The following is a 22,745-nucleotide window of genomic DNA, read 5'->3' as shown; positions in this document are numbered from 1 at the left end:
AAGAGACCGGTGTGCTCAGGCCCCGACGCGTCGGCCGGTGAGCTTCTCCGCTCGGCGGTCGGCGTTCTCCAGCGCTCTGCGCTCCCGCTCGCGCCGCAGCACGGTGATGCCGATGAGCGCAACCTCCGGGGCGGCCTGAGGCAGAGGCGAGACGAACGGCGATGCCTCGGTCAGGAGATCCTGCGCCACTCGGGCGCGAGCTGACGGGACCATCCGCTGAGCGCTCTGCAGGAACTGCGAGATGCGGCGCGCGAGACGGTCGGGGAGGCGCGCGACATCGGCGATCTGCGCCCAGCCGGCGAGCATCGGCGGCAGCACGGGGACGCTCGGGATCAGCTTCGGCGTGCGCACGCGCTGGCTGTAGGTGCCGGCGACCATGTCTCCCAGCCGCTGCGAGCGGGCGCTGAACGCTCCGGCGAGCACCGCGATGCTGCCCAGCGTCATGTAGATCTCGAGGACGCCGAGGAGTGCCCTGATGAACGCATGGCGGAAACCGGTCGCGCCACCGTCGAGTCGCACGATCCGACCCCCGACGGCGAGCTTGCCCAGGCTGCGGCCCTTGAGGGCGACCTCCATGGTGATCGGCAGCACCACGAAGCTGATCACGATCGAGGCGATCAAGGCGATCGTGTCTGTCGCCTGGGTCAGGATGCCGATGTCGAGGAGCCAGATCCGCAGGAAGATCGTCGACAGGAACACCGCGAGCCCGACCAGGAGGTCGATGATCGCGCCCGCGGCTCGCAACACGAAGCCGATCGGCTGCACATCGATCGCGACGGCCTCGCCCGAGAGGACCTCGTCGGATGCATCGAGCGCGGCGGACATGAGTACAGTAAATCAGGTGGATGCCGATGCGCTGACAGATGCACGCCGCGCCGAGTGGGAACGGCTCGACCAGCTGAGCCGTGCTCGGCTCGACGGCGCGGGCGTCGACGAGCTGATCGTCCGCTACCGCGCGGCATCCGCGGATCTCGCTGAGCTCAAGACCTCGGTGGGGGAGTCACCTCAAGGTGCGTACCTCTCGACGATCCTCGTGCGCGCGCGGCTGCGACTCACCGGGGCGTCCGACAGCATCCTCACCCAGACCGGCCGATTCTTCTCGCTGCAGCTGCCCGCCGCGCTCTATCGACTGCGCTGGACGACGCTCGTGATCGCGGCGTCATTCATCGCGATCGTCGTCGGGACCGCGACATGGATCTCCGCAGATCCGGCACTCCTCGCGACCCTCGGCCCGCCGGACCTGCTGGAGCAGTACGCCGACGAGAGCTTCACCGGCTATTACACCGAGAACCCGGCCGCGGTGTTCATGGGCATGGTCTGGTGGAACAACGCCTGGATCGCCCTGCAATGCGTGCTGTTCGGCATCACCGGCATCTGGCCGATCAACGTCCTCGTGCAGAACGCGATGGGGCTGGGCGTGTCGGGCGCCGTCATGGCCGCACACGACCAGGTCGATGTGATGATCCTCTACATCCTCCCGCACGGACTGCTGGAGATGACGTCGATCTTCGTCGCGGCTGCGGCGGGTCTGCACCTGTTCTGGTCGTGGGTCGCGCCGGGACACCGTTCGAGAGGCGAGTCACTCGCGTCCGAGGGACGCTCGCTCGCGACAGTGGCGATCGGACTCGTCTTCGCGCTGTTCGTGTCCGGACTGATCGAGGGATTCGTGACGGGGTGGGCGCTGCCCTGGCCTGTCAAGATCGGCATCGGCGTCGCCGCCCTCGCCGCGTTCCTCATCTATATGCTCGTGATCGGCGGTCGAGCGTATCGCCGCGGCGAGACCGGAGACCTCGTCGAGTACGAGGCAGGTACGCCCAGGCTCCTGGCCGGCTGACTCTCTGCGTTCAGAGGCGCCCGGCGGCCTTCAGCTCCAGGTACCGGTCTGCGATCCTCGGAGGCAGCGACTCGGGGTCAGCGGCGATCGCCTCGCCTCCCGCGCGGCGCACCGCGTCGGCCACGTTCTCCGCGTCGCGCATCGTGCGTTCGGCCGCCGCAGCGAGGTAGATCTCCTCTCGAGATCCGCGCCGCGTCGTGAGATCCGCGATGCCGTCGTCGGTGACCGAACCGACGAGGATCGATGTCGACCTGCTCGCGTCGGGGAACGCACCGAGGAATCCGCGAGCCGACTCGGCCGCATCCTGAGCGGTGAGCACCACGATGAGCGAAGGACGGGTCGTGAGCGTGCGCACGGCAGCGAAAGCACCCGGCCAGTCGGTGTCGACGAGACGCGCGTGCACCGGAGCCATCGCATCGGTCAGCGCCGGAAGCAGCGCTGTCCCCTCCACACCGGTCACGCGCGCCCGCACGACCCGGTCGTACATGAGCAGATGCACGTGGTCGCCCGCACGCGCGGCGAGGGCCGCGAGCAGAAGAGACGCCTCCAGGGCGGCATCGACCCTCGTGCCGTCGCCGACGCGCGCGGCGGCCGTGCGGCCGGTGTCGATGATGATCACGACGTGGCGGTCGCGCTCCGGTCGCCACGTCCTCAGCATCGTGGTGCCCGCGCGAGCGGTGGCGCGCCAGTCGATCGACCGCACGTCATCCCCTCGGACGTACTCACGGAGCGAGTCGAACTCGGTACCCTGACCGCGCACCTGGATGCTCGTGTTCCCGTCGAGCTCCCGCAGACGCGCGAGGCGGGAGGGGAGGTGCTTCCGCGACGAGAAGGCGGGCAGCACCCGGATGGTCCCGCGTACGAGGTGACGGGCCTGCCGGCCGGCGAGGCCGAGCGGACCGAGCGAGCGGATCATCACGAACTCGCTCGCCAGCTCGCCGCGACGTCGTGGCAGCAGGGGGATGGAGACGCGTCGCCGTTCACCCGGCGGGACGCTGAGTCGCTGACGGGCCTCACCCGCTCCAGCCGTCGGCTGCCAGGCATCGCGGATCAGCGCATGGAGCGTCCGGGGACCCTGATTCTGCAGCGCGACGCTCACGGGGACCTGCTCGCCGATGCGGGTGCGCGTCGGCACGCGCCTGGTCACGACGACGGAGCGGGGGCTCGGAGCCAGCAGCACATCGACGACGATCAGCAGGACGCAGAGCAGCACCCAGATGCCGAGGGCGGCATAGGGCGGGAAGTCCGCCAGCCCGGCGAGGACGAGCGGGACGATGCCGACGGCGACGGCAAGCGCGAGACGGCCGGTGACGAACACCTAGATCGGCACCCTGGTCTGCTGGACGACGGATGTGAGCACGGCATCCGCTGACACGCCCTCCATCTGGGCGTCCGGACGGAGCTGCAGCCGGTGCCGCCAGACGGGGACGAGCATCGTCTGCACGTGATCCGGCGTGACGGCAGAGGATGCGTTGAGCCACGCCCACGCCTTCGCAGCGGCGAGCAGACCCGTGGAGGCGCGGGGGCTCGCGCCGAGCTCGACCGAGGGCGATTGCCTCGTGGCTCTGGCGAGGTCGACGACATAGCCGAGGACGTCATCGGTGACCTCGACGCGTCCTGCCGCATCCTGAGCCGCACGGATCTCGTCCGCGGAGACGGTGGCCTCCACGCCGGTGAGCTCGCGCGGGGAGAAGCCGGAGGCGTGCTTGCGCAGCACGGACACCTCGGCATCCCGCTCCGGCATTCCCACGACCAGCTTCATCAGGAAGCGGTCGAGCTGGGCCTCCGGCAGCGAATACGTGCCCTCGTGCTCGATCGGGTTCTGCGTCGCGGCGACGAGGAACGGGTCGGGCAGAGCTCGGCTGACACCGTCGGCGGACACCTGACGTTCTTCCATCGCCTCGAGCAGGGCGGCCTGGGTCTTCGGAGGCGTGCGGTTGATCTCGTCGGCGAGAAGGATGTTCGTGAACACCGGACCCGCACGGAAGTCGAACTCGCCCGTGCGGGCGTCGTAGACCAGCGAACCGGTGACGTCTCCCGGCATGAGGTCGGGGGTGAACTGCACGCGCTTCGTGTCGAGGCCGAGCGCCCGCGCGAACGAGCGCACGACCAGGGTCTTCGCCACCCCGGGCACGCCCTCGAGCAGCACATGTCCTCGCGCGAGCAGCGACACCAGCAGGCCGGTCACCGTGCCCGCCTGGCCCACGACGGCCTTGTCGACCTCCGTGCGCACGCGGTGCATGGCCTGACGCAGCTCGGCGTCGTTGAAGTTCTCAGCGGTCACGTGGTGTCCTCGGCTTCCGGTCGGATGATGGATGGACGGCGGTTCGGCGGGGGCGGTTCATTCGGATCTCCGCTCCGTGAAGGACGAGGCGTCGACGGCGCTCTCGAGTTCCTGCAGTCGGCGCGCGAGGTCGATCAGTGACGGATCGTCGACGGGTGGCGCGCCCGCGAGCAGCTCGTGCAGCGAGCCACGCGGCACGCGCAGCCGGTCGGCTGCGGCATCCGCGACCTCCTCGGCACTCGCGGTGACAGCGAGGCCGAGCCTGCGCGCCAGGCGGCGCCGGCTCCCGTCTCGGAGAGCTTCGCCCGCGTGCGCAGCGTCGCCGGCCTTCGCGGTCAGACGTGCGCGACCGTGCATGGTCTCCGAGGCGCGCACCGTCACCGGCAGCGTCTCGGCGACGAGCGGTCCGAAGCGCTGACCGCGCCACAGTGCTGCCGCGACGCCGGCGAGCATGAGCAGCAGGATGGCCGGTGTCACCCATCCCGGTGTGAGCGACCCGAGGGTGTCCTCGGTCTCGCCCTCGATGTCCGTGTCGCCGAAACTGGGCACGTACCAGACGACGCGCTCGGTCTGTCCGAGCAGCGCGAGCGCGAGTGCGGCGTTGCCGTCGTCTGCGAGATAGGCGTTGCTGAAGAGGCGCGCACCCTCGACGACGACATGCGTGGCTCCGTCGCTCTCATCGATGAGCACGGCCGCCGCGTCGTCGTCGCCGAAGCATCCCTTCACGCCGTCGGCGGGCGTGAACAGCCGATCAGGACGGATCGAGCCGACGTCCGCGAACTCGGGTGCGTCGCAGTCTGCCTGCGCCGGGGTGAAATCCGGGGTGGCGTTGTCGCCGATCCTCAAGAGGCTCAGCAGGTGCGTACTGCTCGACAGGAAGACCACCCGGTCGGCGGGCTCGATGAGCTCGGTGATCGCCTCGTCGGAGAGCGTGTACGGATTCGCCATCACGAGCGTGGCGTCGTCATCGAGCGCTTGGCGCGCCTCGGCGCGCGAACGGAAGACCGAGACCTCGACACCGTTCTCCTGCAGGATCTGCGCGATGGCCATGGCACCCGAGTCGCTCACGCTCTCGGGATCGAGTGAACCCCGCTGATCGGGCATGCGCACACCGACCTGTATCGCGACGAAGACGCCGCCGAGGACGAGCGCCACGATGATCAGCCATCCGAGCAGAGCTCGCGACCGTCGGCCTCGAGGCGCGCGTTCGGCGGTCGACGCGGGGACGTCCCGCTGCTCGAGAACGCTCACGCGGTCACTGCTTCCGGGCGCAGGGCACTGAGCCGGTCGTCTGTCGCTGCGAGCTCCGCGTAGCGATCAGCGGTCGCGGGATGCCGCAGATAGCGCACGTCGTCGAAGAACACGGCGGCCTGGCGGACGGGCGTCGTCTCCGCAGGGAACACGACAGAGACCTCGCGCGCGATCGCCTGGGCCGTCGCGCCGGGGGACGGCTCGATGAGGTCGCGCTCGAGGAGTCCTCTCGCGAGCGCGCGGAACCGCAGGACCGTCGCCTCGTCCCAGTCCGCCGCTCGCGCGGCACGGTCGGCATCCGCACGCAGCTGCGCCGCCGAACGGTCGTCCTCGGCGCCGAGAAGCCCGGCACCCGGCCGACGGATCGCCTGGGAGCGGCGAGGGCGACCCCAGATGATGAGGGCCGCCACAAGAGCGCCGAAGACGATGACGCTGACGATGATCAGTGCAGACGGCCCGACGCTGGCGCCGTTGTCGGAGCTGAACAGATCGGCGAGGAACCGTCCGATGTCACGCGCGACGAGATCGAACCACGTCGGCTTCGCATCGGCATAGCGCGGGTCGGAGAGCTCCTGCTCGGCCCACTGTCTCGCCTCGTCTCCGTCGGGCACCAGCACATCGTCCAGCGGGCGGATCATGCAGATCCTTCGCTGCCCGCTCCGGGGGCCGCCCAGGTGGAGTCGTCCGCGGGCGCTGAGGATGCCGGGGGAGCGGCGGGCGCCGGTGCCGGCCGATACGCCGGTGGCTGAGGCGGGACGGTCGCAGCCGGCGGCGCGTACGGCGGCTGTGAAGGGGGAGGCTGAGTCGGGTACCCGTACTGCTGCCCGGGGTACGGCTGTGCCGGGTACTGCTGCCCGGGGTACTGCTGCCCGGGGTACGGCTGCCCTCCATACGGCTGCGCCTCATGGCCGGCCGGCGTCATCGTCGCCCATTCGGGCACCTGCTTGGGCGGCGGTGCACTCGAGACGGCGCGCGTGGCGTCGACGACGAAGGGGTCGCCGAGCTGTTCCTCCGTCCACCCCAGGTCGCGTCGCTCGACATGACTGATCAGCGCCTGGTCGAGACCCTCGTAGCGCATCCGACTGTCGAGATACACGAGGGTTCCTGCGGTGCTCTGCACCACGAGCGTGATGGCCTGCAGCACGAGGAGCAGGATCTGCGGGGCGAGGAGGGCGAAGACGAACCCCATGATGGCGGCAGTGTCCGCAGAGCCGGTCGGGGCGATGACCGATCCGAGCATCGAGCTCAGCAGCGACACGGGGAGATTCACGAGCTGCATCGCGGCGCCCATGATGGCGCCGATCAGGAAGGTGACTCCCCAGGCGATCCAGAAGCGACCGCGGGTGAGTCGCCACGAGCGCACGAGCGCATCGCGGAGCTTCGCGCGCTCGAGGACGAGGATGGACGGCACCAGCAGCAGCTTGGTCGTCAGCCAGACCAGGAGGGGGATCGTCGTGAGCAGGACGAGCAGCACGAGGATGACGACGCCGCCGATGGCCTCAGCGGATCCGCCGAGCCCGCTGGCGACGAAGCCGGCGACGATGACGAAGAGGATGACGATCACACCGAAGATGAAGATGACCGAGAGTGAAGCGAAGGCGGCCAGCCGCCAGAACGACGGGGTCATCTTGCGCCAGAGGGTCTTCAGCGTGGCCTTCACGCCGATCGCGGCGTAGCCGATCTCGGCTGCGACGACGCCCTGCATCAGAGCGGTGAAAGCGACGGACGCGAGACCGACGGAGATGCCCGCGACGATGTTCATCGCGATCGTTCCGGCGAACACGGCCTCGAAGTCCGGGGAGGAGGGAGAGAGCGACTCGAGCCGCGTGAACGTCGTGACGAACACGAAGCCCATCACCGTGGCGCTGAGCACCACGACCGCGAGCTGGATGACGACTCCGAAGCCGAAGAGGACCTTGGGGTTGTGGCGCAGTGCGACGAACGACTTGCTCAACAGCATCCCGAACGTCAGCGGATGCAGGGGGATGATGCCCTTCTTCGGGGCAGGGGTCCATGTCTGGCCGCTCACCGGCACTCCCTCCGTCGTGCGCTCCCATCGTGTCACATGACCCGTCGGGCGCGTAGACAGGAGGACCGTGGTACTGAGTGCCATAAGGTAACAGTTATGACCTCACGCATTCTTGTGGTCGACGACGACACCGCGCTCGCCGAGATGATCGGCATCGTGCTGCGCACGGAAGGTTTCGAGCCGGTGTTCTGCGCCGACGGTGCGCGGGCGGTCGACGAGTGGCGCGCACAGCGTCCCGATCTCGTGCTGCTCGACCTGATGCTGCCCGGGATGGACGGCATCGAGATCTGCACGCGCATCCGCGCCGAATCCGGAGTCCCCGTCATCATGCTCACCGCCCGCAGCGACACCGCTGATGTGGTCAGAGGACTCGAGGTCGGAGCCGACGACTACATCGTCAAGCCCTTCAATCCGAAGGAGCTCGTCGCTCGTATCAGAACCCGACTGCGGCCCACGTCGCAGAACGTGGGGGAGCAGCTGCGCGTGGGGGACCTCACCGTCGACGTCGACGCCCATGAGGTGCGCCGCGGTACGGCTCCGATCGCTCTCACTCCACTGGAGTTCCAACTGCTCGTCGCGCTCGCGTCGAAGCCCCAGCAGGTGTTCTCGAGGGAGATGCTGCTCGAGCAGGTGTGGGGTTACCACTACAAGGCCGATACGCGGCTGGTCAACGTGCACGTGCAGCGTCTGCGGGCGAAGGTCGAACTCGACCCGGACAACCCCAAGATCGTCATGACGGTACGGGGCGTCGGCTACCGTGCCGGGAGCGCGGGCTAGGCCCACGATGGCCGCGACCACAGCGACCACCACGGCGGTCGCTGTCATCCGCGACTGGCGTGGCTGGCCGACCGTCGTCCAGGCGTTGTGGCGCAGTTCTCTGCGATTCCGGACGCTCACGATCACGCTTCTGCTGACGTCCACCGCGATCCTGATCACCTGCGTGACGATGGCGCTGGTGATCCAGAACGATCTGTTCGAATCCCGCAAGAACGAGGCGCTCGAAGACGCGGCACGCTCGGTGAACCAGGCGCAGGCGACCCTGGACGCGACGGCGCTGGGCGATGACCCGGCAGCCCTGCCGGAGCTGTGGGACAGCGTGCAGGAGGACCTCGGACGCAATTCGACGGCCGAAGGTCTTGCCGGATTCCGCATGGAGGTCGACCCCGACGTCCCGCTCAACGGCTTCACCGCCGGGCTGAGCGACAATCTGATCACCTCGGGCCTCAGGAACAGGGTGGTCGAGTTCGACGACTGGCAGTCCTGGCAGTCCGTATCACTCGAGGTCGGCGGCCGAGCTGTGCCCGGGATCATCGTGGGGCAGCAGCTGCGGGTTCCCGAGGCGGGGCCGTTCGAGATCTACTTCGCGTACGACCTCGCGGATGCAGACAACACTCTCACCTTCGTGCAGCGCACCCTGTGGGTCGCCGGCATAGGTCTGGTGGCGATCGTCGCCGCGATCTCCTTCATCGTTCTCCGCACCGTGTCGACGCCTATCGTCGAGGCTGCCGAGACGAGCGCACGTCTGGCCTCGGGCGACCTCGGCGTCCGCATCGACGTGCACGGGGAAGACGAGATCGCGACCCTGGGACGCTCCTTCAACGCCATGGCCGACAGCATCGAATCCCAGATCAAGGAGCTCGGCGAGCTGTCACTCGTGCAGCAGCGCTTCGTGTCAGATGTGTCGCATGAGCTGCGGACTCCGCTCACCACGATCCGCCTCGCCGCAGACATGCTGAACGATCAGCGGGAGGAGTTCGATCCGACGACCGCTCGCACCACCGAGCTCCTGCACACGCAGGTGCAGCGGTTCGAGACGCTGCTGTCGGATCTGCTCGAGATCAGCCGCTACGACGCAGGCTCCGTGCAGCTCGAGCTCGAGGCGACGAGCCTCGCGCATCTCGCAGAGGACATCATCGAGCAGATGCGTCCTCTCGCCGACGATCGCGGCAGCGAGCTGAGGCTCGTCGCCCCCGGCGGTTACTCGCCGGTCGACATGGATCCGCGGCGGGTGCGACGAGTGCTGCGCAACCTGATCGGCAATGCGATCGAGCACGGCGAGGGTCGGCCGATCGTCGTCACCGTCGACAGCAATCAGCATGCGGTCGCCGCCGGCGTCCGCGACTTCGGGCTCGGCATGGACCCGGCGGATGCCGAGCGGGTGTTCGACCGATTCTGGCGCGCTGATCCCTCCCGCCAGCGCACTCTCGGGGGGACGGGTCTCGGACTGTCGATCGCGCTCGGCGACGCGACTCTCCACGGCGGATCGCTCGCGGTATGGTCCGAACTCGGCGTCGGGACGAACTTCGTTCTGACCCTGCCTCGCCGTGGCGATGCGACGGATGGGCCTTCGCCCATCCCGATCGAGCCGCAGGAGCCGCTCGCCGAACTCGGCGATGCCACGCAGCCGATCCAGCTCGCCGACGTCCCGGCGGAGCTCTTCGATCGAGGGAGCATCGAATGACCGCGCGGACTCGGCGCGCGCTGCGCGGTCTCGTGATCGCGGCGACCGTGCTCATCCTGTCAGCGTGCACAGGTCTTCCGACCAGCGGAGACGCACAGCCGGGAAAGCCTCTCGGGGCGTCCCCCGAGGGGCAGGACTTCCTCCCGCTCGCTTCGGGCCCGGTGGACGGCGCGGGGCCTGCGGCGATCGTCGAAGGCTTCATGGAGGCCGCGATCACCCCGGCCGACAACTGGAACACCGCTCGCAGCTTTCTCACCCCGGAGCTCGCATCGACCTGGCGTCCGAACACCGGCGTGTCGATCGATGTGAGCTCGGCGACCCGCTCCTTCAGCTCGAATGTCGACGAAGACGACGATGCCGATGACGGCGACACGGCCGACGTGAGGGTCGCCTTCGATCAGGTCGCCAGCGTCGACGCGACCGGAGCGTACTCCGAGGCGTTCGGCGCCTCGAACTCGGCTTTCGTGGTCGAACTCACTGACGGCCAGTGGCGGATCGCCGAGGCGCCGGACGGCGTGGTGATCGACGAATCCAGGTTCTCGCGCGTGTACGACGACTACGCGCTGCAGTACTTCGATCAGACGTGGGAACGACTCGTGCCCGATGTGCGCTGGTTCCCTCGACGCGCCACGGTGGCGACGACCATCGCGCAGTCGCTGATCGGCGGCGCGCCCAGCCCCTGGCTCGATCCGGCCGTGCAGAGCGCGTTCCCGCAGGAGGTGCAGCTCGCACGGGACTCCGTGCCGATCGACCCCGACCAGATCGCCGACGTCGCCCTGAACCGGGCGGCGCTGGGCCTCGACCCGACCACCCTCGCGCGCATGCGCACTCAGCTCCAGGCGACCCTGACCGCCGGGGGCGTGCAGATCGACCAGGTGCGCTTCACGGTCGACGGCCGCACACTGGAGGCCGGGGTCGTCGAGGTCGTGACGGACAAGGCCGATCCGGGCAGCCTCGTGCTGAAGGACGGGACCTTCGGCATGCTGGTCGGTGGAGAGATCACGCCGATCCCCGGCGTCTCGGACCAGATCGTGAACGCGGGTCAGCCCGTCACAGCGGTCGACGTGTCGGTCGACAGCTCCCACGCGGCCGTGCAGCTCATCGACGGGCACGTGTGGCTCGCAGGTGAAGGCAGCTTCAACGAGCTGGACGACCGCCCATCGCTGGTGCGGCCGTCCATGGATCCCTACGACTACACGTGGTCGGTCCCGTCTAACGCACCGGCGGCTCTGCAGGCGATCGGCAGCGATGTCGCCCCTCAGAGCATCGCGGGCGCGTGGCCGGAGGCCTCCTCCGTATCCGCCATCCGCGTCTCGGCGGATGGGGCCCGCGTCGCCGCGGCCGTCGTGATCGGGGGCGAGCGCTGGATCGTCGTGTCATCGGTGATCCGCGATGAGGCCGGGCTTCCGACCGAGCTCGGGCCCACCGAGCCGCTGGCGCAGCTCGACGGCGGCGCCATCGGCCTCGTCTGGCTGGGCGCGGATCGTCTCGGACTGCTGACGGATCCCGCAGACCGGATGGTCGTCACGCAGGTGGTCGGAGGGCCTGGCACGTCAGAGGTGGCTCCGACCGGCGCGGTGTCCCTGGCGGGTGCGCGCGCAGCCACCGGTCTGCGAGTGCTGGGCGCGGACGGCGCCGTGTTCGCCCGTGCGGGCTCGGCATGGAGCGAGTCGATCAGCGGAGTCTCACTTCTCGCGACGCGTGCGGGGCACTGAGCGCGACTGTCCCTGCACGGCCGTCCGACATCGACTGACAGTCCATGACGGCCGCGTTCCGCGCAGCCTCTGCAGCCCCGGCGCCGGACTGTTGCGAGAGCATCGACGGATGTCACCGCATCCACCGGCCCGCGCCGTAGGACTCGAGATACTCGCCCTTCTGCTCGCGGCGACCTGCGCGGGGTGCGGCCGGCCCGGGACGCTGCTCTGCGGCTCGTGCCGACAGAGCATCCGACCGGAGCCGCTCGTCCGCCGCACGCCCGCCGGACTGGAGGTCCGAGCGGCGATGCCCTTCGAGTCGGTCGCGGCGCGATGCATCCGCAGGATGAAGGACGACGGCGAGACGCTGCTCGCTCGCCCGTTCGGATCGGCGCTGGGGGAGGTGGTCGACGTGCTCGAGGCACGCGCGGATACCGATCGACCGCTCCACCTCGTGCCGATCCCGACATCGGTGGCCGCCTTTCGACGGCGCGGCTACCGGGTGCCCGAGCTGCTGATCCGGCGGGCGGGTCGGCTTCCCGACCGGTTGCTCGTTCTGCGGGGTCGGCGCACGGATCAGCGAGGCCTCGATTCCGTGAGCCGAGCGGAGAACGTCCGCGGGAGCATGCGAGCGCGACGTGTGCTCGAGGGGGAGACCGTCGTGCTCGTCGACGACGTGGTCACGACGGGTGCGACGTTCGATGAGGCGGCTCGCGCGCTGAAAGACGCGGGCGCCCATGTCCTGGCAGCGGTCGCGCTCGCCGCCACGCCGCGTCACAGCGAACGGAATGTGAACGCATCGGGGACACGCAGCAACTGACCCGTGACATCCGAGGTCAGGCCGACTACCGTTGGGGGTCACAAGGCGACCACGGTCCGCCCTTGGCCGGGAGGACCGGGACAAGGAGGCAGCAATGGAAACGAGCATCGTTGGCGTCGGGGTGGGTATCACCGATCGATTCCGAGCCGTTGTCGAAGAGAAGATCGCCAAGATCCAGACGTTCGCGTCCCGTGCGCAACGGCTGGATGTCAAGGTCACCCACCGGGTGTACCGCAACGGTCACGTGCCGGACGAGACCGTGGAGCTCACGCTCGTCAGCAAGGGCCCCGTCGTGCGCGCTGAAGCCACGGACGGAGACAAGTTCGTCGCACTCGACATGGCCGTCGACAAGATGGCCGAGCAGCTTCGTCGAGCGAAGGAGAAGCGAGTCGACGGACGTCAGCACCCACGCGGGGCGCACTTCGAGAAGGAGAGCGGAGCGCTGGAGGGCATCGATGTCCAGCCGGCATCCGTGGATGTCCTGCGGGCCGTCGCGACCGGCAACGTGCCGATCCAGAACGAGGACGACGAGGTCTACTCACCGGTGGTCATCCGCACCAAGAACTTCGGAGCGGAATGGATGACCGTCGAAGAGGCCGTCGACCGGATGGAGTTGGTCGGGCACGATTTCTTCCTGTTCGTGGACGTGCGCACCGACCACCCGAGCGTCGTCTACCGACGCAAGGGCTGGGATTACGGTGTGATCGCTCTCGAGACGCAGGCTCCGCCCACTGAGGCGCTCGCCTCCTGAGGCTGAGACGACGACGGCCCGGCTCCAGAGGGAGCCGGGCCGTCGTCGCGTTGTGCGACGGCGTCAGTCGAAGATGCCGTCGAGGATGCTGCCGATGACGAGACCGCCGAGGATGCCCGAGGCGACGTCGCCGCCACCGCCGCGTCGGCCCCCGCCGCTCCAGCCGCCGCCGCCCCAGCCGTTTCCGCCGCCCCAGCCCTGATCCTGCGGCCGTGAGGAATCGATGTCGCGCTGGGCGAGCTGCAGGGCCTCAGAAGCCAGGTGTGCGACGCGTCGTGCACTGGTCAGAGCCTCGTCGCGCGTCTCTTCCGCCGGAAGCAGATCCGACAGATCGACCCGCAGCCTCTCGGCCTCGGCGAGGCGCGTGCGCGCGTCGGCGCCGATCCAGCCGCGGTGCCCGGCGATGAGTCCGCGGGCGACGCCGAGCTGGCGGTCGGCATCATCGATCGCATGCTGCACCTGCTGGATGCTGGGCAGCGGGTGCGCCTCGCGGTGCCGAGCGGTGGCGATCGCGTCGTCGAGAGCCGTGTTCGCGTCGCGCAGCTGCGACAGCTCGGCGAAGGGATCTCCGGGGGTCCCCGCGGGCGACAGGGCGCTCAGCGCGTCCTGCAGCGCGGAGACGGCGGCCGCGACGGCCGGCGCCTGGGGTGCGGTGCGCGCGGCGATGAGGTCGTTGCGTGAATCCGCGACGACCTCGGCAAGGGTCGACTCCGCACGCAGCGCTTCGATCTCGAAGTCCTCCACGGCGTCGAGCAGCGCGGAAGCGCGCCGCGTGGCCTCGGTGGCGGTCTCCAGTGCGAGGTTCGCCTCCTCGTTCTGCTTCGCTGCGCGGCGACGTTCTGAGACGGCCGCGCCGTGCGTTGCGAACGCGATCAGCTGCTCTGCTTCGGCGGCGCTCGCCGTGATCTGGTGCATCGCCGAGTCCGAGTAACGCGCGGAGAGACGCGCGACGGTCTCGTTCGTGTGCGGGATCCGTGCGCTCAGCGCCTCGGCATCGGCACGCACCTGGGCGATGATCTCGGGTGCGCGACGCACCTTCGAGATCGATGCGGCGAGATCGGACGTCTTCTCGTCGAGCAGATCCTGCGCCCAGTCGCACAGCTGGATGATCCTCGCGTTGCGGGTGCGGAGCTCCTCAGGCGTGTCGGGAATCTCATCGTGGTTGAGCTGGTGGAGCTGAAATGCCTCGCGCAGATGCGTGCGCACCGCAGCGAGCGCCTTCTTCAGGTCGCGAGTCAGCTGATCCCCGAGTTCGGCCTCCGCGAACGCCAGTTCGTCGGAGGTGCTCCTGATGCGCTCGTCCGCCGAGACGAGTGCCTGCTCAGCGCGGCGAGCCAGGTCGGCGTCCTGTGCGGCCAGCTCTTCCTGCTCGCGCTTGCGTCTGCCCCATATTCCAGCCATAGGACTGATCCTAGTTTCCCGGGCGACGCCGCTGGCTGTGCATACGCTTGAGGCGAAACCCGTCAGACGAGTGCCGCCACGTCTGACCTCGAAGGCCTGCCACGTTTGGGTCGATCGGTCGTCAACTCGAGAGCGAGGGCGTGGACAGGGTGCTGGGCGAGCCGGGTCTGCACATGGTCGAGCCAGCGGATCTCGGCCTCCGCCGTGAAGATCATCGAATCGACGACGAGCGACCATGCGAGCCCCTCGGGGCTGTCGTCCTCGCGCGTCGCCCTCGTCGCGGTGAGATCTGCGAGATGCTCTTCCGACGCCGCGCGCTGGGCCGCGATGACTCGGGCGGCGTCCGCGCCGGGGAGGGTCGCCGCCACAGCCAGCTTGATGGCGAGCTCGTTGCGCGTCGCCTGGCTTCGTGGCGCGGGAGACGCGAGCCAGCGGTCCACCTCGGACGCGCCGGTGGCCGTGATCTCCCAGTAGACGTGGCCGTGCTCGTCCGCTGCACCGCGAGCGACGAGCCCGTCACGCTCGAGGCGCTCGAGCGTGTTGTAGATCTGACCGACGTTGAGCGGCCATACCGAGCCCGTGCGGCGGTCGAACTCGTGCCGCAACTGGTAGCCGTAGCAGGGGCCCTGAGCGAGGATCGCGAGCAGACTCTGTCGGACCGACATATGGACCTCCCGGTGTCGTGGACCAATATATACATACTCGGAAACGCGTTGGAGGCACGCCATGCAGACGACGTGCAGGTCACGGACCGGTAACATGACAAGGTATGCCTGGCACGCGCCCGACACGCGGCGCCGCCGGAACCATCGACAGGGAGATGACATCTGTGGCCAATCCTCTTGAGAAGCTGCTGCGCGCTGGAGAAGGGCGGGTCATCCGACGCCTGAACCAGGTGGTCAAGGCCGTGAACGCGCTGGAAGAGGACATCTCCAAGCTCACGGACGACGAACTTCGCAACGAGACCACCGAGCTGCGTGAGCGGTTCGCGAAGGGCGAGTCGCTCGATCAGCTCATGCCCGAGGCGTTCGCCGCCGTGCGCGAAGCGGCGAAGCGCACCCTCGGTATGCGCGCGTACGACGTGCAGATCATGGGTGGTGCTGCTCTCCACCTCGGCAACATCGCAGAGATGAAGACCGGTGAGGGCAAGACCCTGGTCGCCACCTTCCCGGCGTACCTCAATGCGATCGCGGGCGAGGGCGTCCACGTGATCACGGTCAACGACTTCCTCGCGAGTTATCAGGCAGAGCTCATGGGGCGCGTGTACCGGGCCCTCGGCATGTCGACGGGAATCATCGTCTCGGGCCAGACCCCGGCTGTGCGCCGCGAGCAGTATGCGTCCGACATCACCTACGGCACGAACAACGAGTTCGGCTTCGACTACCTCCGCGACAACATGGCGTGGCGCAAGGAAGACCTCGTCCAGCGCGAGCACTACTTCGCGATCGTCGACGAGGTCGACTCCATCCTGATCGATGAGGCGCGCACGCCGCTGATCATCTCAGGACCGTCTTCCGGTGAGGCGAACCGCTGGTTCGCGGAGTTCGCGAAGATCGCGCGCACCCTCGAGGCGGGCGTCGACTACGAGGTCGACGAGAAGAAGCGCACCGTCGGCGTTCTCGAACCCGGCATCGAGAAGGTCGAGGACTACCTCGGCATCGACAACCTGTACGAGTCCGCGAACACGCCACTGATCTCGTTCCTCAACAACTCGATCAAGGCCCTCGCCCTGTTCAAGAAGGACACCGACTACGTCGTCATGAACGACGAGGTCATGATCGTCGACGAGCACACCGGTCGCATCCTGGTCGGACGTCGCTACAACGAGGGCATCCACCAGGCCATCGAGGCGAAGGAGGCCGTGCCGGTCAAGGCCGAGAACCAGACTCTCGCCACGGTCACGCTTCAGAACTACTTCCGCCTGTACGACAAGCTCGCCGGCATGACCGGTACCGCCGAGACCGAAGCGGCCGAGTTCATGTCGACCTACAAGCTCGGTGTCATCCCGATCCCGACGAACCGTCCGATGATCCGCAAGGACCAGTCCGACCTCGTCTACAAGAACGAGACCGCCAAGTTCACGCAGGTGGTCGAGGACATCGCCGAGCGTCACGCGCAGGGGCAGCCGGTGCTCGTGGGCACCGTGAGCGTCGAGAAGAGCGAGTACCTGTCGCGGCTCCTCGCGAAGAAGGGCGTCAAGCACGAGGTCCTCAACGCGAAGAACCACGCGCGCGAGGCCGAGATCGTCGCTCGCGCAGGGCGCCTCGGCGCCGTGACCGTCGCCACCAACATGGCCGGTCGTGGAACCGACATCATGCTCGGCGGCAACGCCGAGTTCCTCGCCGTGCAGGAGCTCAAGGGCAAGGGACTCGACCCCGTCGAGACGCCCGAGGAGTACGAGATCGCGTGGGACGAGACGTACGAGGCGATGAAGTCCATCGTGTCCGAAGAGGCCGAGAAGGTCATCGAGGCCGGTGGGCTCTATGTCCTGGGCACGGAGCGCCACGAGTCGCGCCGCATCGACAACCAGCTGCGCGGTCGCTCGGGCCGTCAGGGCGACCCCGGCGAGAGCCGTTTCTATCTGAGCCTCACCGACGATCTCATGCGCCTGTTCCAGTCGGGCGCCGCCGAGGCGATCCTCGCGCGCACCAACTTCCCCGACGACGTCCCGATCGAGTCGGGCCTGGTGTCGCGGGCGATCCGCAGCGCTCAGTCGCAGGTCGAGTCGCGCAACGCCGAGATGCGCAAGAACGTCCTCAAGTACGACGACGTCCTGAACCGTCAGCGCGAGGCGATCTACGCCGACCGCCGCCACATCCTGCAGGGCGATGACATCGCCGACCGCGTCCAGCACTTCATCGAGGACGCGATCAGTGGCGTGGTGCGCGATCACACCGGCGAGGGTCACAACGAGAGCTGGGACTTCGACGCACTCTGGACCGAGCTCAAGACGCTGTACCCGGTGAGCGTGACCATCGACGAGGTTGTGTCCGAGGCTGCCGGCCGCAAGGGTGGCATCACCGCAGAGGGTCTGACCCGCGAGCTGCTGTCGGACGCGAAGATCGCATACGAGACCCGTGAGGAGTCGCTCGGAGAAGCGGCGACCCGTGAGCTCGAACGACGCGTGGTGCTGCAGGTGCTCGATCGCCGCTGGCGCGACCACCTCTACGAGATGGACTACCTCAAGGACGGCATCGGTCTCCGTGCGATGGCGCAGCGCGACCCGCTCATCGAGTACCAGCGCGAGGGCTACGCGATGTTCCAGTCGATGATGGGGCAGATCAAGGAGGAGTCGGTCGGCTACCTCTACAATCTCGAGGTCGAGGTGCGTCGGGCGGGCGATTCGCAGACGGCCGAGGTCGAGGCGAAGGGCCTCGCCGAAGACGGTGGAGACCAGCGGCTCGAGTACTCTGCCGCGAACGACGCCGGCGAGGTCGAGGTCCGCAACGACCGCGGTCAGGTTCAGCAGGCCGCGACCGAGAAGCTTCGTCAGGCAGCGGCCGCGCGTCAGGCGCCCGCCGAGGAGGCCGAGTCGGCTGAGGCTCCGCGCGGCGCGTTCGGGCAGCGCACCGAGGGCTCGGCAGCTCCCGCGGGCAACCGCGAGCAGCGGCGGGCGCAGGGCAAGAAGAAGAAGTAGCAGAGCGCATGACGAGGGGCCGGTCCGTGGGGATCGGCCCCTCGTCGCGTCATTGTAGGCTTGCTCAATGACACCAACGCGCCACTTCGACCAGTCGTCGAAGCTCAAGAACGTCCTGTACGAGATCCGTGGAAACACGCTCGTCGAGGCGGCGCGGCTCGAGGCCGAGGGACATCGGATCCTCAAGCTCAACACGGGCAACCCCGCCATCTTCGGCTTCGAGGCACCCCACCAGATCGTGCATGACATGCTGGCGGCGCTTCCGACCGCTCACGGGTACAGCGACAGCAAGGGGATCATCTCGGCACGGCGAGCAGTCGTCAGCCGGTACGAGGAGATCCCCGGGTTCCCGCGGTTCGATCCCGAGGATGTCTTCCTCGGCAACGGCGTCTCCGAGCTCATCACGATGACGATGCAGGCTCTTCTCGACGAGGGCGATGAGGTGCTCATCCCGGCACCCGACTACCCGCTGTGGACCGCCATGACGAGTCTCGCCGACGGCACCCCGGTCCATTACCTGTGCGATGAGGACAACGGATGGCAGCCCGACCTCGAGGACATCCGATCCAAGATCACTCCGCGCACCAAAGCTCTCGTCATCATCAACCCCAACAACCCGACCGGCGTGGTCTACTCACGCGAAGTTCTCGAGGGCATGGTGCAGATCGCCCGTGAGAACCAGCTGCTGCTGCTTTCCGACGAGATCTACGATCGCATCCTGTTCGATGATGCGGTGCACATCCCGACGGCGACCCTGGCGCCGGACCTGCTGTGTCTGACGTTCAACGGGCTCTCGAAGACCTACCGGGTCGCCGGCTTCCGGTCCGGGTGGCTCGTGATCACCGGGCCGCAGGACCACGCGAAGGGGTTCCTCGAGGGGATCAACCTGCTCGCCTCGACGCGTCTCTGCCCGAACGTCCCCGCCCAGTACGCGGTTCAGGCGGCTCTCGGGGGAGTGCAGTCCATCGACGCGCTGATCGCGCCGACCGGGCGCCTGCATGAGCAGCGTGACATCGCCTGGAAGGGACTCGAATCGATCCCCGGTGTCTCGTGCGTCAAGCCCGTCGGCGCGTTGTACGCCTTCCCGCGTCTGGACCCGAACGTCCACGAGATCAGGGACGACGCGAAGCTGGTCTACGACCTGCTGGTCTCCGAACACATCCTCCTCGTGCAGGGAACCGGCTTCAACTGGCCGACCCCCGACCACCTCCGACTCGTCACGCTCCCCGAGCCCCGCGTGCTCGCAGAAGCCGTCGAGCGCCTCGGGAACTTCCTCTCGAGCTACCGCCAGTAGGCGGCTCTGCTGATGTGGAGACGAGAGTCTCCACGACGCGGCGCACGCCGGCGACGAGGGACGAGCGCGGAGTGAGGTCCGCCATCGGTCGGGCGTGCAGGAGGGCGGCGTCGGCGGCCCGCTGATCGAAAGGGAGGAACGCGACGTCCGCGATGCCGGCGAACCTCTCGAGCGTGCGCCGGATCTGACCTCGCGCATCCATGCCCAGGGGGCCGGGGCGCACGCGGTTCACCACCACTCTGATGGGCGTCGGGGTCGTGAGCCGTCGTAGCTCGGCATGCTCCCTGATGAACCTGCTCATGCCGAGCGGGTCGGCCGCCGCGATGGCGATGATCAGGTCTGCCTCCTGCAGCGCGGCAACGGTGGCTGCGTGGCGACGCGGGCCGGTGAGGTCGTACGTCGCCTCATCGTCGGCGTCGAAGGCGCTCGCGACATCGACGACGGTCTCCTCTGCCCAGCTGCGGCATGCGCGCAGCGTCGCCTCCAATCGACGTGCGCCGAGTTCCGGCCAGCGCCCAGGGCGATTGATGCCCCCGAGGACCTCGATCTCTCCTGCGCTCGTGTCGAGGACGGTCGCCAGCCGTGTGAGTTCTGCCGAGTCGAGTGCGCCGAGTTCTGCCCGACGGCACGCGGCGGCGATCCCGGGTGCATCATCGCTGAGTCCCAGCAGCAGCGCGAGGGAGGGAGCGACGGTGTCGGCATCCACCAGGGCAGTGCGGCGTCCTGCCCTGGACAGCTCGACGGCGAGCTGGATTGCGACGGTCGATCGTCCCGGCGCACCGGACGGACCCCAGACCACCGTGACACGACGCGGAGATTGCGCGATTCGCTCGACGGAGCCCGCAAGGTCGGCGGTGAGCGCGGCAGCGATCTCCCAGCCGCGCGCTTCTGTCGGGAGTGCGGCCGCGAGGCCGTAGCGCCCGAGCAGTCTGCTGTCGCCGTCGCCGAGCGGCAGGATCCGCACCCCTGCCCTGTCGCAGTCGGCGACGAGCGCGGGCGTCAGCACCGCGCGGCTGGCGGGAACGATGACGGCATCGACGCCGTCGGGCAGGGGCAGGATCCTGCTCGGCGCGACGACGGAAACCACGCTGATGCCTTCGAGCTCGAGTTCCTCGGCCAGGGTGCGCGCACGGGAATCGGGTAGGGCGATGATTACCGACGTCATGAGGTCGAGCCGATCGGCACGACGGACAGGACAGAGCCGCCGGTGATCGCGGACAGCACATCGGCGACATCCGCTCGGTCGATCACGATCTCAGCCGTGGTGCCGTCGGCGGCGAGCATTCCTTCGGTCTTCGTCACCGATGTGACGATCGCATCGGCGACGAGGATGCGCGGCGTCCCCGGGAGGGCGCCTTCGTCCACCGGAGGAGATTGCCAGAGTTCGATGATGCTCCCGGCGCCCACATCGGCCGGGATGCCGGTGCTGCTCTCGACGACGATCGTGGTGGTTCTGTTCGCATCCGCGTCCTCGGCGGCAGAAGTCGGCATCAGCTCGCCGTCGACGACCGTCCGGGACGCGATCTGACCGGGCCGAAGGTCTTGGGGCGCGAGGTAGCGATCCGAGACGGCGCCGAGTCCCACGTCCACCACCTGGAAGTCACCGGAGACGAGCGCTTCGCCGAGCGGTATCGTTCGCGTCGCCTGGAGTACCGGTGTCGTGGCGCCGGAGGAGGAGACGACGGCCCACACGCCGGCGACAGACAGCGCGACCACGGCGATGCCGATCAGGAAGCGGGCATCACCCCAGACGGCACGCCGTGAACGGGAGAACTTGCTCATGGCGACATGGTCACAGAAATCGCCGCGGCTGCTCGAGACTTATCCACAGCATCGGATGGGCCCTGGCGTATCGGCACGGCAGGGGGAGAATGGGAGCATGCCCCATTCCTCTCCGGCCACGCAGCGCTTCCTGGCGCCGGCGCAGGTGGCGGAACTGCTGAGCATCGGGGTCGACGAGGTCATCGAACTCATCTACGCGGGACGTCTGCGCGGGTCCAAGCTCGGTGCACCCGCCCGGTGGCGCGTCGAGGAGTCGAGCCTTTCGGAGTATCTCGCCGAGCAGTCCGAAGAGGCCAGACGGATGGCGCTGTGGCGTGAGGCGAATGAGGCGAGTTTCCCAGAGGTCTGGGGCACATCCCGCCGTCACGGCATCTGATCTCCCGCGGTCTGAACCGACGTGACGGCTGCGAACGGGATGATCTGGAACGCACGCACCGCCGAGGCGGTCCTCGCCTCGCCCGGGTCGTGCAGGGCGAGATCCAGATGGTCCGCACCCGCTCGGTCGATCGTCCCGTGGAGGTCGGATGCATCGACGCTGACGATTCTGACCGGAACCCGCCGCCGGGCGAGGTCACGGAGGACGAACCCGAGCGACATGCGCTCGCGGAGCACGGGGGCGGGGTCGTCCTCTTCGTCCAGGCTCGACAGCAGCAGACCGTGATCGACGGTGAGTCCGCGGAGCGCGTGGAGGGGGACGATCACGGTCGACCGCGTCGTCCGTGATTCCTCGGCCTGCGCGATCGTCGCAGCGATCCAATCGGAGCCCAGCGCGTTCAGTCGTGCCCGAACGCGAGCTCCACCCGGCAGATCCAGGGTGGCGGGAGCGGCCGATGCGCAGAGCACTCTGAGCCGGCTGCGAAGCTCGAGCCTCGAGATGCGCAGGCGCTCCGACTCGGCGTCGAGCGCCGCGCGCTCGCTCTCCCACTCGGAGGCCAGCTGGCCTTCGAGGTCTTCGAACAGTCGATCCCAGTGCACGCGGACCACCGTAAATGAAGTCCGGGAGCGCATGTACGAGTTATCCACATACATCACGAACGCGACCGGATCGGCCAGTCGACGCATGCTCTACTTGGCGCAGTCTTCCCGATGGAGAGTGCCTCAGATGATGCTTCACGAGTACTTCGCACCACAGCCGACGCCCCGCGCCGAGCTGCCGGATCCGAGTCCGCTGCTGCGGAGCCTGACCCAGGGCGTGCTCGAGGTGCTCGCGGGAGTCAGAGAAGTCGATCAGCTCGCCCGCTGGTTCAATGAAGACGCGTACCGGAGTTTGGTGACGCGGGCGAATCTGTCGGCGAGGGCGCGCAGCGCGAGGGGGTCTCGCCTGCGCGCCCGACTTTCGAGATCCTGTCGATCCGCGTGACGGAACCGGTGGACGGCAAGGTGGAGGCTGTCGTCGTGGTCGCGGGTCCCGGTCGCACCCGGGCGGTGGCGATTCGCCTCGAAGGTCTCGACCGACGCTGGCGGGCGACGTCGCTGGCCGTTCTCTGAGCGGACGCGCTCTAGGCTG

Annotated in this window: 20 protein-coding genes and 1 pseudogene; 10 read left to right on the top strand and 11 right to left on the bottom strand. The window is 68.3% G+C overall.

Going from position 1 to position 22,745, the window contains the following annotated elements; genetic code table 11:
- Window positions 1-15 precede the first annotated feature (15 nt).
- Complete coding sequence (locus ACZZZQ_RS01150) at window positions 16-825, bottom strand: RDD family protein (RefSeq protein ID WP_463506717.1); 810 nt, start codon at window positions 823-825, stop codon at window positions 16-18.
- Window positions 826-841: 16 nt separating this feature from the next.
- Here ACZZZQ_RS01150 and ACZZZQ_RS01145 point away from each other — a divergent pair, with 16 nt between their 5' ends.
- Entirely contained in the window at window positions 842-1,834 is a 993-nt protein-coding gene (locus ACZZZQ_RS01145) for a stage II sporulation protein M (protein WP_053095656.1), read from the top strand.
- A gap of 10 nt (window positions 1,835-1,844) precedes the next feature.
- On the opposite strand, the gene ACZZZQ_RS01140 is transcribed toward ACZZZQ_RS01145, so the two are convergent.
- From ACZZZQ_RS01140 to ACZZZQ_RS01120, 5 genes are all read right to left on the bottom strand, one after another.
- Complete coding sequence (locus ACZZZQ_RS01140) at window positions 1,845-3,152, bottom strand: DUF58 domain-containing protein (protein WP_056278220.1); 1,308 nt, start codon at window positions 3,150-3,152, stop codon at window positions 1,845-1,847.
- Window positions 3,153-4,076 (bottom strand): AAA family ATPase, encoded by a 924-nt coding sequence (locus ACZZZQ_RS01135; RefSeq protein WP_222839202.1) that lies wholly within the window; start codon window positions 4,074-4,076, stop codon window positions 3,153-3,155.
- A 99-nt stretch (window positions 4,077-4,175) separates the two neighbouring features.
- Window positions 4,176-5,369, bottom strand: a complete 1,194-nt coding sequence (locus ACZZZQ_RS01130) for a DUF4350 domain-containing protein (RefSeq protein WP_463506716.1) — start codon at window positions 5,367-5,369, stop codon at window positions 4,176-4,178.
- Window positions 5,366-6,007 (bottom strand): DUF4129 domain-containing protein, encoded by a 642-nt coding sequence (locus tag ACZZZQ_RS01125; RefSeq protein ID WP_320487958.1) that lies wholly within the window; start codon window positions 6,005-6,007, stop codon window positions 5,366-5,368. The genes ACZZZQ_RS01130 and ACZZZQ_RS01125 overlap by 4 nt, the downstream gene beginning before the upstream one ends.
- On the bottom strand, window positions 6,004-7,398 hold the full coding sequence (locus tag ACZZZQ_RS01120) for a DUF3824 domain-containing protein (protein ID WP_463506715.1): 1,395 nt from the start codon (window positions 7,396-7,398) through the stop codon (window positions 6,004-6,006). The genes ACZZZQ_RS01125 and ACZZZQ_RS01120 overlap by 4 nt, the downstream gene beginning before the upstream one ends.
- A gap of 96 nt (window positions 7,399-7,494) precedes the next feature.
- Here ACZZZQ_RS01120 and mtrA point away from each other — a divergent pair, with 96 nt between their 5' ends.
- From mtrA to hpf, 5 genes are all read left to right on the top strand, one after another.
- The gene (gene mtrA, locus ACZZZQ_RS01115) at window positions 7,495-8,175 is read left to right on the top strand and encodes an MtrAB system response regulator MtrA (protein ID WP_053095661.1); all 681 of its coding nucleotides are present in this window, start codon (window positions 7,495-7,497) and stop codon (window positions 8,173-8,175) included.
- 7 nt (window positions 8,176-8,182) lie between these two features.
- A complete protein-coding gene (gene mtrB, locus ACZZZQ_RS01110) occupies window positions 8,183-9,859 on the top strand; it encodes an MtrAB system histidine kinase MtrB (RefSeq protein ID WP_053095662.1) in 1,677 nt (558 codons plus the stop codon).
- Window positions 9,856-11,574: a GerMN domain-containing protein gene (locus ACZZZQ_RS01105; RefSeq protein WP_053095663.1), complete on the top strand. Its 1,719-nt coding sequence runs from the start codon at window positions 9,856-9,858 to the stop codon at window positions 11,572-11,574. The genes mtrB and ACZZZQ_RS01105 overlap by 4 nt, the downstream gene beginning before the upstream one ends.
- Window positions 11,575-11,683: 109 nt before the next feature.
- A complete protein-coding gene (locus ACZZZQ_RS01100; protein ID WP_463506714.1) occupies window positions 11,684-12,373 on the top strand; it encodes a ComF family protein in 690 nt (229 codons plus the stop codon).
- Between the two features lie 94 nt (window positions 12,374-12,467).
- Complete coding sequence (hpf, locus tag ACZZZQ_RS01095; RefSeq protein ID WP_053095665.1) at window positions 12,468-13,124, top strand: ribosome hibernation-promoting factor, HPF/YfiA family; 657 nt, start codon at window positions 12,468-12,470, stop codon at window positions 13,122-13,124.
- A 63-nt stretch (window positions 13,125-13,187) separates the two neighbouring features.
- On the opposite strand, the gene ACZZZQ_RS01090 is transcribed toward hpf, so the two are convergent.
- Together ACZZZQ_RS01090 and ACZZZQ_RS01085 are read right to left on the bottom strand one after the other, a co-directional pair.
- Entirely contained in the window at window positions 13,188-14,525 is a 1,338-nt protein-coding gene (locus ACZZZQ_RS01090; protein ID WP_463506713.1) for a coiled-coil domain-containing protein, read from the bottom strand.
- Window positions 14,526-14,587: 62 nt separating this feature from the next.
- A complete protein-coding gene (locus ACZZZQ_RS01085) occupies window positions 14,588-15,190 on the bottom strand; it encodes a PadR family transcriptional regulator (protein WP_072591057.1) in 603 nt (200 codons plus the stop codon).
- Window positions 15,191-15,354: 164 nt separating this feature from the next.
- Here ACZZZQ_RS01085 and secA point away from each other — a divergent pair, with 164 nt between their 5' ends.
- A complete protein-coding gene (gene secA / locus ACZZZQ_RS01080; protein WP_372984406.1) occupies window positions 15,355-18,162 on the top strand; it encodes a preprotein translocase subunit SecA in 2,808 nt (935 codons plus the stop codon).
- Between the two features lie 67 nt (window positions 18,163-18,229).
- Window positions 18,230-19,456 carry a pyridoxal phosphate-dependent aminotransferase gene (locus tag ACZZZQ_RS01075; RefSeq protein ID WP_463506712.1) on the top strand — a complete coding sequence of 409 codons (1,227 nt, stop codon included), beginning with the start codon at window positions 18,230-18,232 and terminating at the stop codon, window positions 19,454-19,456.
- On the opposite strand, the gene ACZZZQ_RS01070 is transcribed toward ACZZZQ_RS01075, so the two are convergent.
- Window positions 19,380-20,621 carry an AAA family ATPase gene (locus tag ACZZZQ_RS01070; protein WP_463506711.1) on the bottom strand — a complete coding sequence of 414 codons (1,242 nt, stop codon included), beginning with the start codon at window positions 20,619-20,621 and terminating at the stop codon, window positions 19,380-19,382. The two genes, ACZZZQ_RS01075 and ACZZZQ_RS01070, sit on opposite strands and share 77 nt — an antisense overlap.
- Entirely contained in the window at window positions 20,618-21,238 is a 621-nt protein-coding gene (locus ACZZZQ_RS01065; RefSeq protein WP_072591059.1) for a CpaB family protein, read from the bottom strand. Before ACZZZQ_RS01065 ends, ACZZZQ_RS01070 begins: the two co-directional genes overlap by 4 nt.
- 97 nt (window positions 21,239-21,335) lie before the next feature.
- Between ACZZZQ_RS01065 and ACZZZQ_RS01060 the strand changes: the two genes are divergently transcribed.
- Window positions 21,336-21,614, top strand: coding sequence for a helix-turn-helix domain-containing protein (locus ACZZZQ_RS01060; RefSeq protein WP_463506710.1), 279 nt, complete (start codon window positions 21,336-21,338; stop codon window positions 21,612-21,614).
- Here the strand turns inward: ACZZZQ_RS01060 and ACZZZQ_RS01055 are convergent.
- Window positions 21,602-22,213: a hypothetical protein gene (locus ACZZZQ_RS01055; RefSeq protein ID WP_072592252.1), complete on the bottom strand. Its 612-nt coding sequence runs from the start codon at window positions 22,211-22,213 to the stop codon at window positions 21,602-21,604. The two genes, ACZZZQ_RS01060 and ACZZZQ_RS01055, sit on opposite strands and share 13 nt — an antisense overlap.
- 127 nt (window positions 22,214-22,340) lie before the next feature.
- Between ACZZZQ_RS01055 and ACZZZQ_RS01050 the strand changes: the two are divergent.
- Window positions 22,341-22,726: pseudogene (locus tag ACZZZQ_RS01050) on the top strand (Rv3235 family protein).
- Window positions 22,727-22,745: the final 19 nt, after the last annotated feature.

The organism is Microbacterium sp. AC132, from assembly GCF_979258525.1.
This window is presented reverse-complemented; position numbering and strand designations above follow the sequence as displayed.